We start from the raw sequence: 17,315 nt of genomic DNA, 5'->3' as shown, positions 1-17,315 counted from the left end.
CCACCCAGCACGGCCGTCGTCACCGGCGTGGCCGCGAGCCCTGTTGCGTGCCGCGGGGTTGCCGCCCCATATCTGGGGCAGCTCTACAGGGCTTGAGGAAGGTGGGGCCGACTCCGCAAGGCGGTTCCGGCATCGGCGCGAGCCTCCGCCGACGGCGACACGGCGCGGGCTTCTGTGGGTGCCGCAGCGCGGAGTCGACGTGGCCGGGCGGCCGAACGCCCGCCCCGCCGAACGCCCCGCGCCGCCGAACGACGTGTGCCGCCGAACGACGTGTGCCCCTGCCCGTGGGACGGGTAGGGGCACACGTGTGCAGTGTCGTCGTGTCAGCGGGCCGTACCGGCGCGGCGCTTGTTGTAGACGTCGAACGCGACGGCGACGAGCAGGACGAGCCCCTTCACCACCGACTGCGTCGACTGGTCGATGCCCATCAGCTGCATGCCGTTGCTCATCACCGCCATGATCAGACCACCGACCATCGCGCCGACCACGGTGCCCACGCCACCGGTGACCGCCGCGCCGCCGATGAACGCCGCGGCGATCGCGTCCAGCTCGAACATGTTGCCGGCTGCGGGCTGCGCCCCGTTGGACCGCGACGAGTAGATGACGCCCGCCACCGCCGCGAGGAAGCCCATGTTGACGAACATCCAGAAGTTGACGGTGCGGACCTTCACGCCCGACAGCGCCGCCGCCGAGAGGTTGCCACCGATCGCGTAGACCTGGCGACCGAAGACCGTACGCCGGGTGAGCAGGCCGTAGACCAGCACCAGCACGGCCAGGATGATCAGCACGATCGGCAGCCCTCGGGCGTGCGCCAACTGCCAGGCGAAGTACATGAGGACCGCGCCCACCAGGACGACCCGGGCGACAAACAGCGGGAACGACTCGACCGGCTGCTGGTAGCGGATGCGCGCCAGGCGGGTGCGGAAGCCGCTCACCGCGTACCCGGCCACGGCGAGAGCGCCGATGAGCAGCGTGAACGCGTCGAAGCCCTGACCGCCGAGCAGCCCGTTGAGGAAGCCCGCCGCGACCTTCTGATATTCGGCCGGGAAGGGCGACAGCGAGATGTTGTCGAGCACCTGCAGCGTGAGGCCCCGGAAGAGCAGCATGCCGGCCAGGGTCACGATGAAGGCCGGGATGCCGGCGTACGCCACCCAGAACCCGTGCCAGGCGCCGACCGCGACACCGACGGCCAGTGCCGCCGCGATGCCCACCCACCAGGGGTGGCCCTGCTGGATCACCAGGACGGCGGAGACCGCGCCGGTCAGCGCGACCACCGACCCCACCGACAGGTCGATGTGCCCGCCGATGATGAGGATGACCATCCCGATCGCGAGCACCAGGATGTACGAGTACTGCAGGACGATGTTGGTGATGTTGCCGGGACTCAGCAGCACCCCGTCGGTCAGGAGCGCGAAGAGCGCGACGATGACGACCAGGGCGACGTAGATCCCGCTCTGCCGAAGGTTGTTCAACACCAGCGCCCGCAGGTCGCTCGTCCCACTGTGCAGGGCGGCGGCGGGGGTGCTGTCCGGGGGCGTCGGGCGCTCCGTCGAAGGGGTTTTGATGCTGGTCATCCGACGAGCTCCTTGTCCTTGGTCATCAGCTCCATGAGGCTTTCCTGGGTCGCCTCGCCGACCGGCTTCTCGCCGGTGATCCGGCCTGCGGCGAGGGTGTAGATGCGGTCGCACATGCCGAGCAGCTCCGGCAGCTCCGACGAGATCACGATCACCGCCTTACCTGCGGCCACCAGCCGGTTGATGATCGTGTAGATCTCGTACTTGGCGCCGACGTCGATGCCCCGGGTGGGTTCGTCCAGGATCAGCACATCCGGGTCGGTGAACAGCCACTTCGACAGCACGACCTTCTGCTGGTTGCCGCCGGAGAGCTTGCCGACCACCGCCATGACGCTGGGCGTCCGGATGTTCATCTCCTTGCGACTCGCCTCGGCAACCTTGATCTCCTCGTTGCCGTTCACCCAGCCCATTTTGGCCAGCCGGTCCAGGGCCGCGGCCGAGACGTTGCGCCGGACGTCGTCGATGAGGTTGAGGCCGTAGCGCTTGCGGTCCTCGGTGACGTAGGCGATGCCGTTGTCGATGGCCTCCGCGACGGTACGGGCGTTGACCTCCCGCCCGCGTACGAAGAGCTTGCCGTGGATGTCGCGGCCGTAGGAACGGCCGAAGACGCTCATCGCCAGCTCCGTCCGGCCGGCGCCCATGAGCCCCGCGATGCCGACGACCTCACCCGCGCGCACCGACAGGTTGACGCCCTCGACGACCATCCGCTCCTGGGTCGGATGCCGCACCGACCAGTCCTCGATCCGCAGCACCTCCTCCCCGGGCGACGAGACGCGATCGGGGTAGAAGCTTTCGATGTCGCGCCCGACCATGCCCCGAATGATGCGCTGCTGACTCACGTCGTCGGCGCGCATGTCCAGGGTCTCCACCGTGCGGCCGTCGCGGATGACGGTGGTCGAGTCGGCGATCGCGGTGATCTCGTTGAGCTTGTGCGAGATCATGATGCAGGTGATGCCCTGCTCCTTGAGCTGCCGCAACAGGCCGAGCAGGTGCGCCGAGTCGACGTCGTTGAGGGCGGCCGTCGGCTCGTCCAGGATGAGCAGGCGCACCTTCTTGGACAGCGCCTTGGCGATCTCCACCAGCTGCTGTTTGCCCACGCCGAGCTGGATGACCGGGGTGACCGGGTTCTCGTGCAGCCCGACCGACGCCAGCAGCTCGGCCGCCTCGGCGTTGGCCCGGTTCCAGTCGATGAGCCCGCCACGGCCACGCCGCTCGTTGCCGAGGAAGAGATTCTCGGCGATCGACAGGTAGGGCACCAGGGCGAGTTCCTGGTGGATGATGACGATGCCGTTGGCCTCGCTGTCCCGGATGCCCCGGAACTGCATCGGCTTGCCGTCGAACAGGATCTCCCCGTCGTACGAGCCGGAGGGGTGGACGCCGGACAGCACCTTCATCAGGGTGGACTTGCCGGCGCCGTTCTCACCGCAGATGGCGTGGATCTCCCCCCGACGCACCGCGAGGCTGACGTCCTCCAGCGCGGTCACCCCGGGGAACGTCTTGGTGATACCACGCATCTCGAGGATGGTGTCGTCCATGGTCACTGTCCTCTGTCGGGTCTGGACGCGGTCCATCACGGCGTCGGGCTCGACGGTTGCCCGCCGAGCCCGACGGGGTGACTTACTTCTTGGCCTGACCGGCGGCGACCTCTTCCGCCGTCCAGTAGCCGGAGTCGATCAGCGTAGCCTTGATGTCGTCCTTGTAGACGGTAGCGATCGGCAGCAGGTAAGCCGGCACGACCTTGACGCCATTGTTGTACGTCTGCGTGTCGTTCGCCTGCGGCTGCTTCTTCTGCAGGAACGCCTCGGCGGCGTTCACGGCCTGGTCGGCCAGCAGGCGGGTGTCCTTGAAGACGGTCGAGTTCTGCACGCCATCGTTGATCAGCTTGATCGAGGCGATCTCCGCGTCCTGACCGGTCACGACGGGCAGCTTCTTGGCGCCGCTACCGTAGCCGGCGTTCTGCAGGGCGGTGATGATGCCCCGGGAGATGCCGTCGTACGGCGACAGCACGCCGTCGACCTTGGAGCCGTCGTTGTAGCTGGAGGTGAGCAGGTTCTCCATCCGCTTCTGCGCGGTCTCCTGCTGCCACCGCAGGGTGGCGACCTGCTCGGGGGTGGTCTGCTTGGACTTGACCTTCAGCGTGCCGGCGTCGACGTACGGCTTCAGCGTGTCCATCGCCCCGCCGAAGAAGTACTGCGTGTTGTTGTCGTCGAGCGAGCCGGCGAAGAGCTCGATGTTGAACGGCCCCTTGGCGGTGCCCTTCGAGCCGTCCTTGTTCAGCAGGCCGAGACCGACCAGCAGCGCGGTGCCCTGGGCGACGCCAACCTTGTAGTTGTCGAAGCTGACGTAGAAGTCGACGTCCTTGCTGCCGCGGATCAGCCGGTCGTAGGAGATGACCGGGATCTTCGCGGCCGCGGCGGCCTGCAGCTGGCTGCTGAGCGCGGTGCCGTCGATCGCCGCGATGACCAGGACGTCGGCGCCCTGGGTGATCATCTGGTCGACCTGCTGCGACTGGGTGGGGATGTCGTCGCCCGCGTACTGCAGGTCGACCTTGTAGCCCTTCGCCTCCAGCTTGGACTTCACCGCGTTGCCGTCGGCGATCCACCGCTCGGAGGTCTGCGTCGGCATCGAGACACCGATCGTCAGGTCCCCCGGCTTCTTGTCGCTGGTGTCGCCGCCGCCGCCGGCACCTCCACCACTGCAGGCCGCCAGGCTCAGCGCCAGCGCCGCACTACCGAGAGCAACCAGGAATTTCCTGCTCACGGGCTTCTCCTCTCCCGATTCCCCCCGCCGACCGCCGGGGCCACCTGTCACCTTTCGGGTAGTGTTAGCGCTCACATAGGGCACGTCAACACTTGATCCGAAATACCGGTGTCACGGTCTCGTAACGGAGGCTTCGCCACCGAGGCGACCTTGCGAAACCCGGTCGACGATCGATCGACGGCCGACAGTACGTGTCCGGGATCGGCGGCCGCCGAGGCGTACGGCGCTGGCGCCCCTCAGTGGCGCGGCGGGGCAACGCTGTCGCGGGCGACCAGGGTCGGGGCGATGGTCTGCCGCAGGGCACCCCCACCGATGCCCGACTCGATCTGGGTCAGCAACATCTGCAGGCTCGCCCGGGCCACCGCGTCGAAGTCCGGTCGTACGGTCGTCAGCGGCGGGATGAAGTACGCGGCCTCCGGCACGTCGTCGAAACCCACGACGCTGATCTCGGCCGGCACCCGCCGCCCGAACTCGTGCAACGCCCGCAGCACGCCCAGAGCGAGGTGGTCGTTGGCCGTGAAGATCGCGGTCACCTCCGGCATCCGGGCGAGCATCTGCCCGCACCGGTAGCCCGACGCCGCCGACCAGTCCCCGTGCATCAGGGGCGGTGGGTCGATCCCCGCGGCCAGGAGCGCCGCCCGCCAGCCCTCGATCCGGCCGGCGCTGTCGAACCAGTCGGACGGCCCCGAGACGTGCCACACGGTGCGGTGCCCCGCGTCGAGGAGATGCTGGGTCGCCGCCCGCGCGCCAGCCACCTGGTCGACCGTCACCAACGGCACCGGCCGGTGCGGATCGCCGTCGACCGTCACCAGGGGAACGTCCTTGGGCAGCCGTTCCAGGGCCTCGCCGGCCGACTCGACCGGCGCGATGACGACGATGCCGGCCACCCGGTGCGCCAGGTGCCGCTCGACGGCTGCCGAGATGGAGCGGTGGTCGAGGTTGCGTACGCTGCCCACGCTGACCGCGAAGCCCTCCTCCGCGGCCGTCTGCTCCAGGGCGGCCAAAAGTGACGCCGGGCCGTAGAGGGTCGTGTTCTGTGCCACCACGCCGATGACCTGGGACCTACCGGTCACCAGTGCGCGTGCGGCGCCGTTCGGGCGGTAGCCTAGTTCGGCGATCGCCGCCCGCACCCGCAACCGGGTCTGCTCACGCACGTTGGGGTGCCCGTTGAGCACCCGCGACACCGTCTGGTGGGAGACACCGGCCAGACGAGCGACATCTGTCATCGCGGGACCGTGCACGGCCATTTCACTCCCCCCGCCTGCAACCCGACCCGCGGCCCGTCGACGTCGACTGGAGCGGCCCGGCCCGATCCCCCTCGCTCAGCCACCACGCCGGTGCTGAATCGCAGGTGACCAGCGCTGGATCGCCGACAGTCTACGCCAGGCACCGCCGCGAACACGGAACGGCTGAGCGTGAACGACACGGCGTGGGCCAGGTCGGCGGCCAGCGCCCTGCGCCGCGCGTGCCGGCCGCCCCTGACCCGAGCCGGCCACAGCGAACCGCCGCCCCGCTCGGCGCTCCTGGACAGAGCGCGGAACAGGGCGGCGGCGGGCCGGAGCCGGCGACGCGGACACCTTCCACGGTGGGAGGGGTGCTCCGTTCGCGTCACCCGCGGATGACTCGTTGTGTGACCGGCGTCACGGTGTCGTCAGGTCGAACCGGCGCACGGTGACCGCGCCACCGAGCGCCTGTGTGGCGTGGTTGAAGATGGCGAACCGGTAGCCCATGAAGAACTGCCAGTTGTTCGCCAGGGTCAGGGCGTTGCCGAAGGACGTGAAGTTGACCCCGTCGGTGCTGTACGAGAAGCGGGCCTGCCGGCCGGACCCGGGTCTGATGTCGGCGTTGGCCCGCAACCAGATCCGGCCACCCGAGACGGCGGTGCTCGCCACCTCGCTGCCGGTGCTGGTGGTGTTCCAGCTGTCGTCCATCGTCAGGCCGTTCTGCATGACCAGACGTGTGGACCCGTTGTCCCGCCGGACTCCGATCCAGGCCGACGAGTTGCGCAGCACCGCCAGGCCGGTGCGATCACCGTCGCGCATGGTGGAGTAGTCCAGCTCGATGGTCGCGGTCGAGGTAGGGCCCTGGATCCGGTGGGTAAGCGTGTTGCGCGCCTTGTACAGGTCGCCGGTGACGGTGGCGGTCTGCAGGTTCAGCCCGTTGTTGACCGACCACTTGCTGTTGTCGGGGTTGTGGTTCCACTCCCACTGCGGGCCGAGGGTGGTGCCGGCGAACGTGTCGGTCCCGGTGAGTGGCTTCACCGCCCGGGGCGGGGCGGGCAGGTTCGGCTTCGGGTACGAGCTTCCCCACGCGCCGTTGACGGTCTGCAGCACCGGCCAGCCGTCGCCGGTCCAGGTGATTGGGGCCATGGCGGGCATCCGGCCACCGGGGTACGCGTCGACGAACGCCATGTAGTACCAGTCGCCGTTCTGGGTCTGCACCAGTCCGCCCTGGTGCGGCACGCCGCCACCGGAGATCGGGCCGGGCAGGTTGAGCAGCACCTGACGCTGCTCGTAGGGGCCGAACGGGCCGTTTGTCGACTTCAGCACGTACTGGCCGTTGGCCGGCCGGGTGAGCCAGATGTAGTACGCGCCGTTGCGCTTGTAGAAGCGTGCGCCCTCCAGCGTCCCGATGCTCGACGGCGTGCTGTAGACCTGCTGGCTGCGGACCTGCGTCTTCCCGTCGGCGGACAGCTGCGCGACGCTGATGGTGGTGTTGCCGTACGCGACGTACATGGTGTCGTTGTCGTCGATCAGCATGCCGGCGTCGTAGTAGCAGTTGGGGATGGTGGTGAGCTTGCTCCACGTCGAGTCGACGGCGGACGCGGTGTAGATGTGGGTCTGCGCGAAGTCGATGCACCCGGCCCAGTAGTACGTCTTGTTGCTCGGCCGGTAGTTCAACGTCGAGGCCCAGATCCCGTCGACGTACGCGTTACCACCGCTCATGTCGTACTTCGAGCCAAAGTCCAACCGGGGTACGGAGTGGCCGGCGTACTCCCAGTTCACCAGGTCGTACGAGCGCAGCACCGGAGCGCCCGGCGAGTAGTGCATGGTGGACGCCGACATGTAGTAGACGTTGTCGACCCGGATGATGTCGACGTCGGCGAAGTCCTGCCAGACCACCGGGTTCGAGTACGTGCCGCTCGACGGGGGTGGCGTCGTGGGGGGCGGCGTGGTGGGGTTGCCCCCGCCGTCGACGCGCACGAGCTGCCACTGCTGGTTGGTGCCGTTCCAGTCGTCGTACTGCACGATGTTGCCACCGTCGGCGGTCGAAGCGCCCTGCACCTCCATCGCCTTGTTGCTGTTGCGGTTGATCAACCGCACGTAACCGCCGTCCGAGTCGGCCAACCGGAACTGCTGGTTGGTGCCGTTGTTGTCGGACCACTGCACAATCGCCCCACCGTTGGCGGTCGAGCGGCCGGAGACGTCCAGCACCTTGCCCGACAACCGCGACTTGATCCGGTAGTAACCACCACCCGAGTCGACGAACTGCCACTGCTGCTGGTTACCGTCGTTGCGCGTCCACTGGGTGATCCGCGCGCCGTCGTTCGTGGCCAGGTTGTAGACATCCACCGCCTTGCCACTGTTGCGGTTGACCAACACGTACCAGGCGCTCGTGTCGACGGTCGCCGCTGACGCGGGCGACGAGGCGACGGCCGCGGCCGCGCCACCGACCACCAGTGTCATCGCGGCGACGGCGAGTCTCGACAGCCACCCGCGCCCACGTGGCGCACCCCGGGGAACCCGACCGATGGAAAGCATGATCCTCCTCTGCTGACGCGAACCGTGCGGTCTGGGTCGGCGTCCGCGGCACCGGGCGGGGCACCGAGCTGACCACGCCCGACCATGTGATCGCTAACACCGTTCACCCGACCGTCGCGGTGACGAGGTGCCGAAACCGCGGGGTAGGACGCGCGCGCGGCCGGACCAGCCAACGACATCGACCATCTTGGCTATAGACTGTGAGCGATAACATGCTGTTAGTCAAGGCGTAACACAACCGCCTCGTGGCCCTGCTGGCGCACACGCGAACGGGTGGCCCACCCCCGCCCGCAGGCAGGGATGGACCACCCGTTTGTCAGAACGCTCTGAGCGCGCGGATCAGAAGCCGCGGGCCAGCCGGTAGTAGGCCTGGTTCCAGCGGATCTCGTCGGCGAAGCGGCGCGGCTCGGTGTCGGCGTCGATGACGACGAGCTCGGTCCGGCTCATCTCGGCCAGGTCGTGCAGCTCCTCGGTGCCCACCGCCTGCGACAGCACGGTGTGGTGCGGCGCGCCGGCGGTGATCCACGCCTCGGCCGAGCCGGGCAGGTCCGGTCGCGGCCGCCAGACGGCGCGGGCGACCGGCAGCCGGCGCAGCGGCTGCGGCGGCGTCACGACGTCGATCTCGTTGGCCACGAGCCGGAACCGCTCCCCCATGTCGGCCAGGCCGAGCACGACCGCCGGGCCGGGCGCGGCGTCGAACACGAGCCGCACCGGGTCCTCCCGCCCGCCGATGCTCAGCGGGTGGATCTCCACGTTGGGCACGTCGGACGCGATGGTCGGGCAGACCTCGAGCATGTGGGCGCCCAGCACCAGCTCCTGACCCGGAGTCAGGTCGTAGGTGTAGTCCTCCATGAACGACGTGCCGCCCGCGACCCCCACCGACATCGCCTTGAGGGTGTGGACCAGGACGGACGTCTTCCAGTCGCCCTCACCACCGAAGCCGTAGCCGTCGGCCATCAGCCGCTGCACGGCGATGCCGGGCAGCTGACGCAGACCACCGAGGTCCTCGAAGTTGGTGGTGAACGCCCGGAAGCCACCGGCGTCCAGGAACGCGCGCATGCCGAGCTCCAGACGGGCCGCGTACCGCAGCGAGTCGTGCCGCTCGCCCCCGGGAAGCAGCTCGGCGCCGACGCGGTAGCTGTCGTCGTACTCCTTGACCAGCTCGTCCACGTCGGCGTCGGCGACCTCGCCGACCACCTGGACCAGGTCGTTGACGCCGTAGGTGTTGACCGACACCCCGAAGCGCAGCTCCGCCTCGACCTTGTCACCCTCGGTCACGGCGACGTCGCGCATGTTGTCGCCGAAGCGGGCCAGCCGCAGCGACCGCATCGCCGACCAGCCGAGCGCCGCGCGGGCCCAGGCCCCGACCCGGCCGGTCACCCGCGGGTCACTCACGTGCCCGGCGACGGTCTTGCGGGCCACCCCGAGGCGGGTCTGGATGTACCCGAACTCACGGTCGCCGTGGGCGGCCTGGTTCAGGTTCATGAAGTCCATGTCGATCTCGTCCCACGGCAGCAGGACGTTCGCCTGGGTGTGCAGGTGCAGCAGTGGCGTCTGCAGGGCGTCCAGACCGGAGATCCACATCTTCGCCGGTGAGAACGTGTGCATCCACGCGATGACCCCGATGGCCCCCTGCGCGGCGGCGTCCCGGCAGACCTGCAGGATCTCACCGCTGTTGGTCAGGACGGGCTTCCAGACCACCCGGGCGGGAATCTGCGGCGAGTCGTCGAGCGCGGCCGCGATCTGGCGGGACTGCTCGGCGACCTGCCGGAGCGTCTCCTCGCCGTACATGCCTTGGCTGCCGGTGAGGAACCAGATCTCGGGGTGGGTTTGTGGTGCCATGGGGTTGCCTTCCGCGAGAGGAACGGTCACTTGTAACGAATTCCGATGAGGCGCTGGAGGAGGATGAACGCGAAGAGCAGTCCGCCGATCACGATCTTGGTCCACCAGGAGTTGAGACTCCCGTCGAAGGTGATGAGGGTCTGGATCACACCCAGCACCAGCACGCCGAGCACCGTGCCGAAGACGTAACCCGAGCCACCGGTGAGCACGGTGCCTCCGATCACGACGGCGGCGATGACGTCCAACTCCATGCCGACGGCGATCAGCGGCGCGCCCGAGAGGGTGTAGAAGGACAGCAGGATGCCACCGATCGCGGAGCACAGACCGCTGATCGTGTAGACGGCGATCCGGGTCCGCCCCAACGGCAGACCCATCAGCAGCGCCGACTGCGGGTTGCCGCCGACCGCGTACACGTTGCGCCCCAACCGGGTGTAGGCCAGCACGTACGCCGCGACGAGCACCACGGCGAAGGCGATCAACACGCTGATCGAGACGAAGTTGCCCTTGGGATCCCCGATCCGCTCCTGCGACATCCTGGTCCAGAACCCGTCGGTGATCGGGATGGACGAGCCGGAGATGAACGTGCACATGCCGCGGGCGAAGAACATCCCGGCGAGCGTGACGATGAACGGCTGGATGTCGAAGAAGTGGATGGCGCACCCCATCAACAGGCCGAGCGTCGGGCCGATGAGCAGGGCGATGACGAGCACGAGCGCCGCGGGCAGACCCTTTTGCAACAGGTCCGCCGACACCATCGCCGTCATGGCGACGACGGATCCCACCGACAGGTCGATGCCACCGGTGAGGATCACGAAGGTCATCCCCACCGCGACGACGAGCAGGAAGCCGTTGTCGATGAAGACGTTGAAGATGACCTGCACGTTCGAGAACGCCGTGTACTGGGACACGCCGATGCCGTACATCACCAGGAGCAGGGCGAGCGTGGCCAGCACCGGCACCTGCCGCCGAGGCAGCCGGATCCGGGTGCGGCGGGGGGCGGTGAGCGATCCGGTGGTCATGCCGGCACCTGCTCCTTCGGCTTGTCGGCGACGGGGCGCGGCGGCGGGGCGCTTCTTCTGCGCCGGCTGAACTTGGCTCGGAAGGCCGGCGCCTGGATGAGGCAGACGGCGATGACGACGACCGCTTTGAACAGCAGCGACGTCTGCGGTGAGATGTTCATGGCGTACACCGTGGTGGTCAGGGTCTGGATGATCAGCGCGCCGAGGATCGTGCCGCTCAGGAAGAACCGGCCACCGGCGAGGGACGTGCCACCGATGACGACCGCGAGGATGGCGTCCAACTCCACCCAGAGGCCGACGGCGTTGCCGTCGGCGCTGGAGACGTTGGCCGTCATCATGAAGCCGGCGATCGCCGCGCAGACGGCGCTGACGACGTACGCGAGGAAGATGACCCGGCCGGAGCGGATGCCGGCGAGCCGGCTCGCCTCCGCGTTACCGCCCACCGACTCGATGATCATGCCGAGTGCGGTACGGCGGGTGAACGCGGCGACGAGCAGCGCCGCGGCGAGGGCGATGAAGATGGCCAGCGGCAGGGTCAGCAGGTGGCCCAGCCCGATCGCCCGGAACGGCCCGGAGTTGATGGTGATGATCTGGCCCTGGGTGATCAGCTGGGCGAGGCCCCGGCCGGCCACCATCAGGATCAGGGTGGCGATGATCGGTTGGATCCCGATCACGGCCACCAGCACCCCGTTCCAGACGCCGAGCACGAGCGCGACCCCCAACGCCATCGCGAGGGCGGTCAGCACCACGGTGAGACTGTTCTGGTCGGGCTGCTTGCTGATGTACATGCAGGCCATCGCGCCGCTGATCGCGCACACCGAGCCGACCGACAGGTCGATGCCGCCGGTCGAGATGACCAGGGTCATGCCCAGCGCGACGAGGATCAACGGCGCGCTCAACCGCAGGATGTCGATCGGCGAGCCGTACAGGTGCCCGTCCTTGAGCTCGATGGACAGGAACCCGGGCCGGTAGATCGTGTTCGCGGCGAGCATGGCGACCAGCACGGCGACGGGCCAGAACAGCCGGTGACCGATCATCGTCCGATAGCGGCCCATGGTGTCGTTCATCGGTCCACCTCCTCCCGGTGAGATCCACTCGCGATCGTCTGCATGATGCGCTCGGCGTCGAGGTCCTCGTCGTTGGCGAGCTGCGCGACCATCTGCCGGTCGCGCATGACCGCCACCTTGTGGCTGAGGCGCAGCACCTCCTCCAGCTCGGCGGAGATGAACAGCACCGCCATCCCGCCGTCGGACAACTGCGTCACGAGCCGCTGGATCTCGGTCTTCGCGCCGATGTCGATGCCCCGGGTCGGCTCGTCCAGGATCAGCAGCCGCGGCTCGGTGATCAGCCACCGCGCCAGGAGCACCTTCTGCTGGTTGCCGCCGGAGAGGTTGCGGACCGGCACCTCCGGGTCCGCCGGACGGATGTTGAGGGCCTTGACGTACTTGTCGACCAGCTCGTCCTGCCGGCGGCGCGGGATGGGCCGCAGCCAGCCGCGGGCGGCCTGCATGGCGAGGATGATGTTCTCGCGGACCGACAGTTCGGGAACGATGCCCTCGGCGCGGCGGTTCTCCGAGCAGAAGCCGACGCCCTGGTCGATGGCATGCGCGGGGGTACGCAGACTGCTCGACGTGCCGTCGATCGCGACCTGCCCGCCGTCGGCCCGGTCGGCGCCGAAGAACAGCCGCGCCACCTCGGTACGCCCGGAGCCCAGCAGACCGGCCAGGCCCACCACCTCGCCGGCGTGGATGGTCAGGCTGAACGGCGCGACCGCGCCCGCCCGGCCGAGGTTCGACACCGCCACCAGCGGGGTGCCCTCCTCCAGCTCGGCCAGATCCCGCCGGCAGTGCTCCTCGATCCCTTCGAGGACGTCGAGTTCCTTGCCGATCATCTTCTCGACGAGGCTGAGCTGGGGCAGCTCGGCGGTCGGGTACTCGCCGACGAGCCCGCCGTTGCGCAGCACCGTGATGCGGTCGGCGATCTCGTAGACCTGGTCGAGGAAGTGGGTCACGAACAGGATCGCGATGCCCTCGTCGCGCAGTTGCCGCATGATGCGGAACAGTTGCGCGACCTCACCCGCGTCGAGGCTGGACGTCGGCTCGTCCAGGATCAGCACCCGGGCCTGGATGTCGATCGCACGGGCGATCGCGACCATCTGCTGGATCGCGAGGGAGTACGAGCCCAGCGGCGCGCTGACGTCGAGGTCGAGGTCGAGGCGGGCCAGGAGCGCACGGGCGCGTCGGCGGACCTCACCCCAGCGGACGGCGCCGAAGAGCCGCGGCTCGCGGCCGATGAAGATGTTCTCCGCCACCGAGAGGTTGGTGCAGAGATTGACCTCCTGGTAGACGGTGCTCACCCCGGCCGCCGTCGCCTGCATCGGGCCGGTGAAGGACACCGGCTCACCGTCGAGGGTGATCGTGCCCTCGTCGGTGTCGTAGACGCCGGTCAGCACCTTGATGAGGGTCGACTTGCCGGCGCCGTTCTCGCCCATCAGGGCGTGCACCTCGCCGGGAAAGAGCCGGAAGTTGACGTTGTGGAGTGCGCGCACCCCGGGGAACGACTTGCTGATCCCGGTCATCGTCAGGACCGGACGGCTATCCGTCATCCCATCAGACCTCTTCTGGGGGTTGTCGACGCGGATGGGCCGCTGCGCTCCCACTGCGCCCGCCCGGCCGCCCCTGCGGGAGGCTCGGGCGGGCGTGGCGCGGGTCATGCCCGGTCCGTTCGGGTTTATGGGGCGACGCGGCGGGGCCGCCACGCGAGCGCGGCGACCCCCCTGCGTCGATCAGTACTTGCGGGTGGGCAGAGCCTCCTTGGCCTGCGCCTGCGTGAAGGTGGTCTCCTCGGTCTCGATCCGAGGCGGCACCGTCTCGCCCGCCTTGACCTTCTTGGCCAGGTCCATCAGCTGTGGGCCGAGCAGCGGGCTGCACTCCGCGATGAAGTTGAACTTCCCGTCGGCGAGAGCCTGCATACCGTCCTTGACGGCGTCGACAGTGATGATGGTGATGTCCTTGCCGGGCACCTTGCCGGCCGCGGTGATGGCCTCGAGAGCACCCAGACCCATGTCGTCGTTGTGCGCGAACAGCACGTCGATCTTCGGGTTGGCCTTGAGGAACTGCTCCATGACCTGCTTGCCGCCCGCCCGGGTGAAGTCACCCGTCTGCGAGGCGATGACCTTCAGGTTCGGGTTGGCGGCGATCGCCTCGGCGAAGCCCTTCTTGCGGTCGTTGGCCGGCGCCGCGCCGGTGGTGCCCTGCAACTCCACGATGTTCACCGGGCCCGAGGCGGCCTTCTTCTGCTCTACCAGCCACTCACCGGCGAGACGGCCCTCCTTGACGAAGTCCGAGCCGAGGAAGGTCTTGTACAGCGACTTGTCGGCCGAGTCCACCGAGCGGTCGGTCAGGATGACCGGGATGCCGGCGTCCTTGGCCTCCTTGAGGACGGTGTCCCACCCGGACTCCACCACCGGCGAGAAGGCGATCACGTCGACCTTCTGCTGGATGTAGTTGCGGATCGCCTTGATCTGGTTTTCCTGCTTCTGCTGAGCGTCGTCGAACTTCAGCTCGATGCCCGCCGCGGCCGCGGCATCCTTGATCGAGGTGGTGTTCGCGGTACGCCATCCGCTCTCCGCACCGACCTGGGAGAAGCCCATCGTGATCTTGCCGTCGTCCTTGGACCCGCCGCCGCCGGTGTCGCTGTTGCCGCAGGCCGCCACGCCGCCCACGAGCAGCACGCTGGCGAGGACCGCGACAGCGCGGTGCGTTCGCATCTTTCTCATCAGTTCTCCTTGGCTGTGGTGTGGTGGGACCGCGCGAGCCGCCGACGTGCGAAGGGTGGCGTACGCGGGTGGTGCGTGCTGGTGCGTCGGTGGAGCAGACCGGCGGGCCCGGCCCTGACCTGGACGGTCAGGAACCCGCAGGTGCGACTGGTTGTTGGCCGTAGACGTTCTGGTAACGGTGGTAGAGGGCGTCGATGTCGGCCTGCGCGATCGGCACCGGCTGCCCGAGGGTCCGCGCCAGGTACGCGGTGCGGGCCACGTCCTCGCACATGACCGCGGCCTTGACCGCCGCCCGGGCGTTCCGACCGATGGAGAAGACACCGTGGTTGCGCATCAGCACCGCGGGAGAGCGGTGCCCGGCGAGGGTGGCGACGATCCCCTTGCCGATGTCGTCGCCGCCGATCAGCGCGAACGGGCCCAGCGGGATCTCCCCACCGAACTCGTCGGCCTGCGCCGTCAGGTGGCAGGGGATCGCCTCCCCGCAGGCGGCCCAGGCGCTGGCGTACGAGCTGTGCGTGTGCACGACCCCGCCGACCTCGGGCATGGCGCGGTAGACGTAGGCGTGGGCGGCCGTGTCGCTCGACGGTGCCAGGTCCCCCTCGACCAGGACTCCGTCGAGGTCGCAGACCACCATGGTGTCGGCCGTGAGGTCGTCGTAGCCCACACCGCTCGGCTTGATCACCATGAGGTCCTGACCGGGGACCCGCGCGGAGACGTTGCCGGACGTCCAGGCGACCAGGTTGTAGCGGGTCAGCTCGCTGTGCAGGCGGGCGACGCTCTCGCGCAGCTCGCGGATCTGTCGACTCACCTCTGCGCTCATGCGACGACCTCCAGCGGGGCCTCGTGCGTGGCCGCGACGGCCTCGACCGCCGTGTTGCGGATCGCCCGCAGGCGGAGCATGACGTCGTTGCCGCCCCGACCGAAGTGGTCATGCAGCGCCCGGTACTCGGCGTACAGGGCGTCGTAGGCGCGCGCCCGGTCGGGATCCGGCGTGTAGACGGCCTCGTGCACCCGCCCCATCGCTTGCGACGCCTCGTGGATCGACGGGTACGCCCCGGCGGCGACGGCGGCGTGGATCGCCGACCCGAGCGCCGGCCCCTGCGCCGACGCGATGATGTTCAGCGGTCGCTTGGTCACGTCCGCGTAGATCTGCATCAAGAGCTTGTTGTTGGTGAGACCGCCGGCGATCACCAGGTCGTTCACCGGCACGCCGGCCTCGACGAACGCGTCGATGATCATCCTGGTGCCGTACGCCGTGGACTCCAGCAGCGCGCGGTAGATGTCCTGCGGCCGGGTGGCCAGGGTCATCCCGACGATCATCCCGCTGAGGTCGTGGTTGACCAGCAGCGAGCGATTGCCGTTCCACCAGTCCAACGCGACCAGGCCGTGTGCGCCGACCGGCTGGCTGGCGGCAAGCTCGGTGAGGCGTTCGTGCGAGTCGAGCCCGGCGGGGGCGCCGTGCTTGACGAACCAGCCGAAGATGTCGCCGACGCCGCTCTGCCCGGCCTCGTAGCCCCAGGCGCCGGGGCTGATGCCGCCGTCCACGACACCGCACATGCCAGCCACCTCGGCGACCTCCGCGCCGTTGACGACGTGGCAGGTCGAGGTGCCCATGATGGCGACCAGCCGACCGGGCTCCACCGCCTGCGCGGACGCCGCGGTGACGTGTGCGTCGACGTTGCCGACGGCCACCGCGATCCCCTCCGGCAGACCGGTCCAGGCCGAGGCGCGGGCGGTGAGCGCGCCGGCGCGGGCGCCGAGCGGCAGCAGCGGACCGTCGAGCTTGGCCACGAAGTCGCCGAAGTCGGGGTTGAGCGCGGTCAGGAAGCTCTCGGACGGGTACTGCCCGTCCTGCAGGATGCCCTTGTAGCCCGCGGTGCAGACGTTACGGGTCTCGGTGCCGCTGAGCTGCCAGACGATCCAGTCGGCGGCCTCGATGAACCGCTCGGCCCGGTGGTAGATCTCCGGGTCCTCCTCCAGGATCTGCAGACCCTTGGCGTACTGCCACTCGGCGGAGATCTTGCCGCCGTACCGGCCGATCCACGGCTCCGCCCGCTCGTGGGCCAGCGCGTTGATCCGGTCGGCGTGCGGCTGCGCGGCGTGGTGCTTCCACAGCTTGACCCAGGAGTGTGGCCGGTCGCGCAGGGCGGGATCCTCGCAGAGCGGGGTGCCGTGGGCGTCGGTCGGCAGCACGGTGCAGGCGGTGAAGTCGATGCCGATGCCCACCACCGCCGCAAGATCCACCCCCGCGGCGGACACCGCCGCCGGGACGGCGTAGCGCAGCACGTCGCGGTAGTCGTCCGGATTTTGCAGCGCCCAGTCCGGGGGCAGCGGTCGACCTCCGGGCAGCGTCTCGCTGATGACCCCGTCGCCGTACTCGTGCACCGCGGTCCCCAACTCGGCACCGTCGGAAACCCGGACCACGAGGGCCCGCCCGGAGAGAGTGCCGAAGTCGACACCCACGACGTAGCTTTCGGCAGCTCCGTCCACACGCTCCATGTTCACCTCCACCGTTAACGGGGATAGTGTTAACGCTCACATCCAGCGCCGTCAAGACATCTAGCTGCAACAGCTCCGTAAC

General features: G+C 68.9%; 12 protein-coding genes. All 12 read right to left on the bottom strand.

The features are described 5' to 3' along the window. Nucleotides 1–323: 323 nt before the first annotated feature. On the bottom strand, nt 324–1,574 hold the full coding sequence (mmsB, locus tag ACGGAQ_RS08150) for a multiple monosaccharide ABC transporter permease (RefSeq protein WP_357495252.1): 1,251 nt from the start codon (nt 1,572–1,574) through the stop codon (nt 324–326). Next, entirely contained in the window at nt 1,571–3,109 is a 1,539-nt protein-coding gene (gene mmsA, locus ACGGAQ_RS08145) for a multiple monosaccharide ABC transporter ATP-binding protein (RefSeq protein ID WP_393045842.1), read from the bottom strand. The genes mmsB and mmsA overlap by 4 nt, the downstream gene beginning before the upstream one ends. Before the next feature lie 82 nt (nt 3,110–3,191). Then, nucleotides 3,192–4,334: a multiple monosaccharide ABC transporter substrate-binding protein gene (chvE, locus tag ACGGAQ_RS08140; protein ID WP_393045840.1), complete on the bottom strand. Its 1,143-nt coding sequence runs from the start codon at nt 4,332–4,334 to the stop codon at nt 3,192–3,194. Between the two features lie 236 nt (nt 4,335–4,570). Further along, nucleotides 4,571–5,560: a LacI family DNA-binding transcriptional regulator gene (locus ACGGAQ_RS08135; RefSeq protein ID WP_393045838.1), complete on the bottom strand. Its 990-nt coding sequence runs from the start codon at nt 5,558–5,560 to the stop codon at nt 4,571–4,573. 414 nt (nt 5,561–5,974) lie between these two features. Continuing rightward, nucleotides 5,975–8,095, bottom strand: a complete 2,121-nt coding sequence (locus ACGGAQ_RS08130) for a family 43 glycosylhydrolase (RefSeq protein WP_393045836.1) — start codon at nt 8,093–8,095, stop codon at nt 5,975–5,977. A 339-nt stretch (nt 8,096–8,434) separates the two neighbouring features. After that, nucleotides 8,435–9,937 (bottom strand): L-arabinose isomerase, encoded by a 1,503-nt coding sequence (gene araA, locus ACGGAQ_RS08125; protein ID WP_354861998.1) that lies wholly within the window; start codon nt 9,935–9,937, stop codon nt 8,435–8,437. Between the two features lie 26 nt (nt 9,938–9,963). Beyond that, entirely contained in the window at nt 9,964–10,956 is a 993-nt protein-coding gene (gene yjfF, locus ACGGAQ_RS08120; RefSeq protein ID WP_393045833.1) for a galactofuranose ABC transporter, permease protein YjfF, read from the bottom strand. Further along, nucleotides 10,953–12,023 carry an ABC transporter permease gene (locus tag ACGGAQ_RS08115; protein ID WP_393045831.1) on the bottom strand — a complete coding sequence of 357 codons (1,071 nt, stop codon included), beginning with the start codon at nt 12,021–12,023 and terminating at the stop codon, nt 10,953–10,955. Before ACGGAQ_RS08115 ends, yjfF begins: the two co-directional genes overlap by 4 nt. Then, nucleotides 12,020–13,561, bottom strand: a complete 1,542-nt coding sequence (locus ACGGAQ_RS08110; protein ID WP_393045829.1) for a sugar ABC transporter ATP-binding protein — start codon at nt 13,559–13,561, stop codon at nt 12,020–12,022. Before ACGGAQ_RS08110 ends, ACGGAQ_RS08115 begins: the two co-directional genes overlap by 4 nt. Before the next feature lie 180 nt (nt 13,562–13,741). After that, nucleotides 13,742–14,734 (bottom strand): ABC transporter substrate-binding protein, encoded by a 993-nt coding sequence (locus ACGGAQ_RS08105; protein ID WP_393045827.1) that lies wholly within the window; start codon nt 14,732–14,734, stop codon nt 13,742–13,744. A 127-nt stretch (nt 14,735–14,861) separates the two neighbouring features. Then, nucleotides 14,862–15,554: an L-ribulose-5-phosphate 4-epimerase gene (locus ACGGAQ_RS08100; RefSeq protein ID WP_393045825.1), complete on the bottom strand. Its 693-nt coding sequence runs from the start codon at nt 15,552–15,554 to the stop codon at nt 14,862–14,864. Continuing rightward, on the bottom strand, nt 15,551–17,233 hold the full coding sequence (araB, locus tag ACGGAQ_RS08095) for a ribulokinase (RefSeq protein WP_393045823.1): 1,683 nt from the start codon (nt 17,231–17,233) through the stop codon (nt 15,551–15,553). Before araB ends, ACGGAQ_RS08100 begins: the two co-directional genes overlap by 4 nt. Nucleotides 17,234–17,315: the final 82 nt, after the last annotated feature.

The organism is Micromonospora sp. NPDC047557, from assembly GCF_043205095.1.
Lineage (GTDB): Bacteria > Actinomycetota > Actinomycetes > Mycobacteriales > Micromonosporaceae > Micromonospora.
The sequence above is the reverse complement of the archived record's forward strand: the minus strand, read 5'-3'. Positions and strand labels throughout refer to the sequence as shown.

Coding starts and splice junctions, on each gene's coding strand:
- ACGGAQ_RS08130 (WP_393045836.1), bottom strand. CDS start 8,095: ATGCTTTCCATCGGTCGGGTTCCCCGGGGTGCGCCACGTGGGCGCGGG.
- mmsA (WP_393045842.1), bottom strand. CDS start 3,109: ATGGACGACACCATCCTCGAGATGCGTGGTATCACCAAGACGTTCCCC.
- ACGGAQ_RS08135 (WP_393045838.1), bottom strand. CDS start 5,560: ATGACAGATGTCGCTCGTCTGGCCGGTGTCTCCCACCAGACGGTGTCG.
- mmsB (WP_357495252.1), bottom strand. CDS start 1,574: ATGACCAGCATCAAAACCCCTTCGACGGAGCGCCCGACGCCCCCGGAC.
- ACGGAQ_RS08100 (WP_393045825.1), bottom strand. CDS start 15,554: ATGAGCGCAGAGGTGAGTCGACAGATCCGCGAGCTGCGCGAGAGCGTC.
- araA (WP_354861998.1), bottom strand. CDS start 9,937: ATGGCACCACAAACCCACCCCGAGATCTGGTTCCTCACCGGCAGCCAA.
- ACGGAQ_RS08105 (WP_393045827.1), bottom strand. CDS start 14,734: ATGAGAAAGATGCGAACGCACCGCGCTGTCGCGGTCCTCGCCAGCGTG.
- ACGGAQ_RS08110 (WP_393045829.1), bottom strand. CDS start 13,561: ATGACGGATAGCCGTCCGGTCCTGACGATGACCGGGATCAGCAAGTCG.
- araB (WP_393045823.1), bottom strand. CDS start 17,233: ATGGAGCGTGTGGACGGAGCTGCCGAAAGCTACGTCGTGGGTGTCGAC.
- ACGGAQ_RS08115 (WP_393045831.1), bottom strand. CDS start 12,023: ATGAACGACACCATGGGCCGCTATCGGACGATGATCGGTCACCGGCTG.
- yjfF (WP_393045833.1), bottom strand. CDS start 10,956: ATGACCACCGGATCGCTCACCGCCCCCCGCCGCACCCGGATCCGGCTG.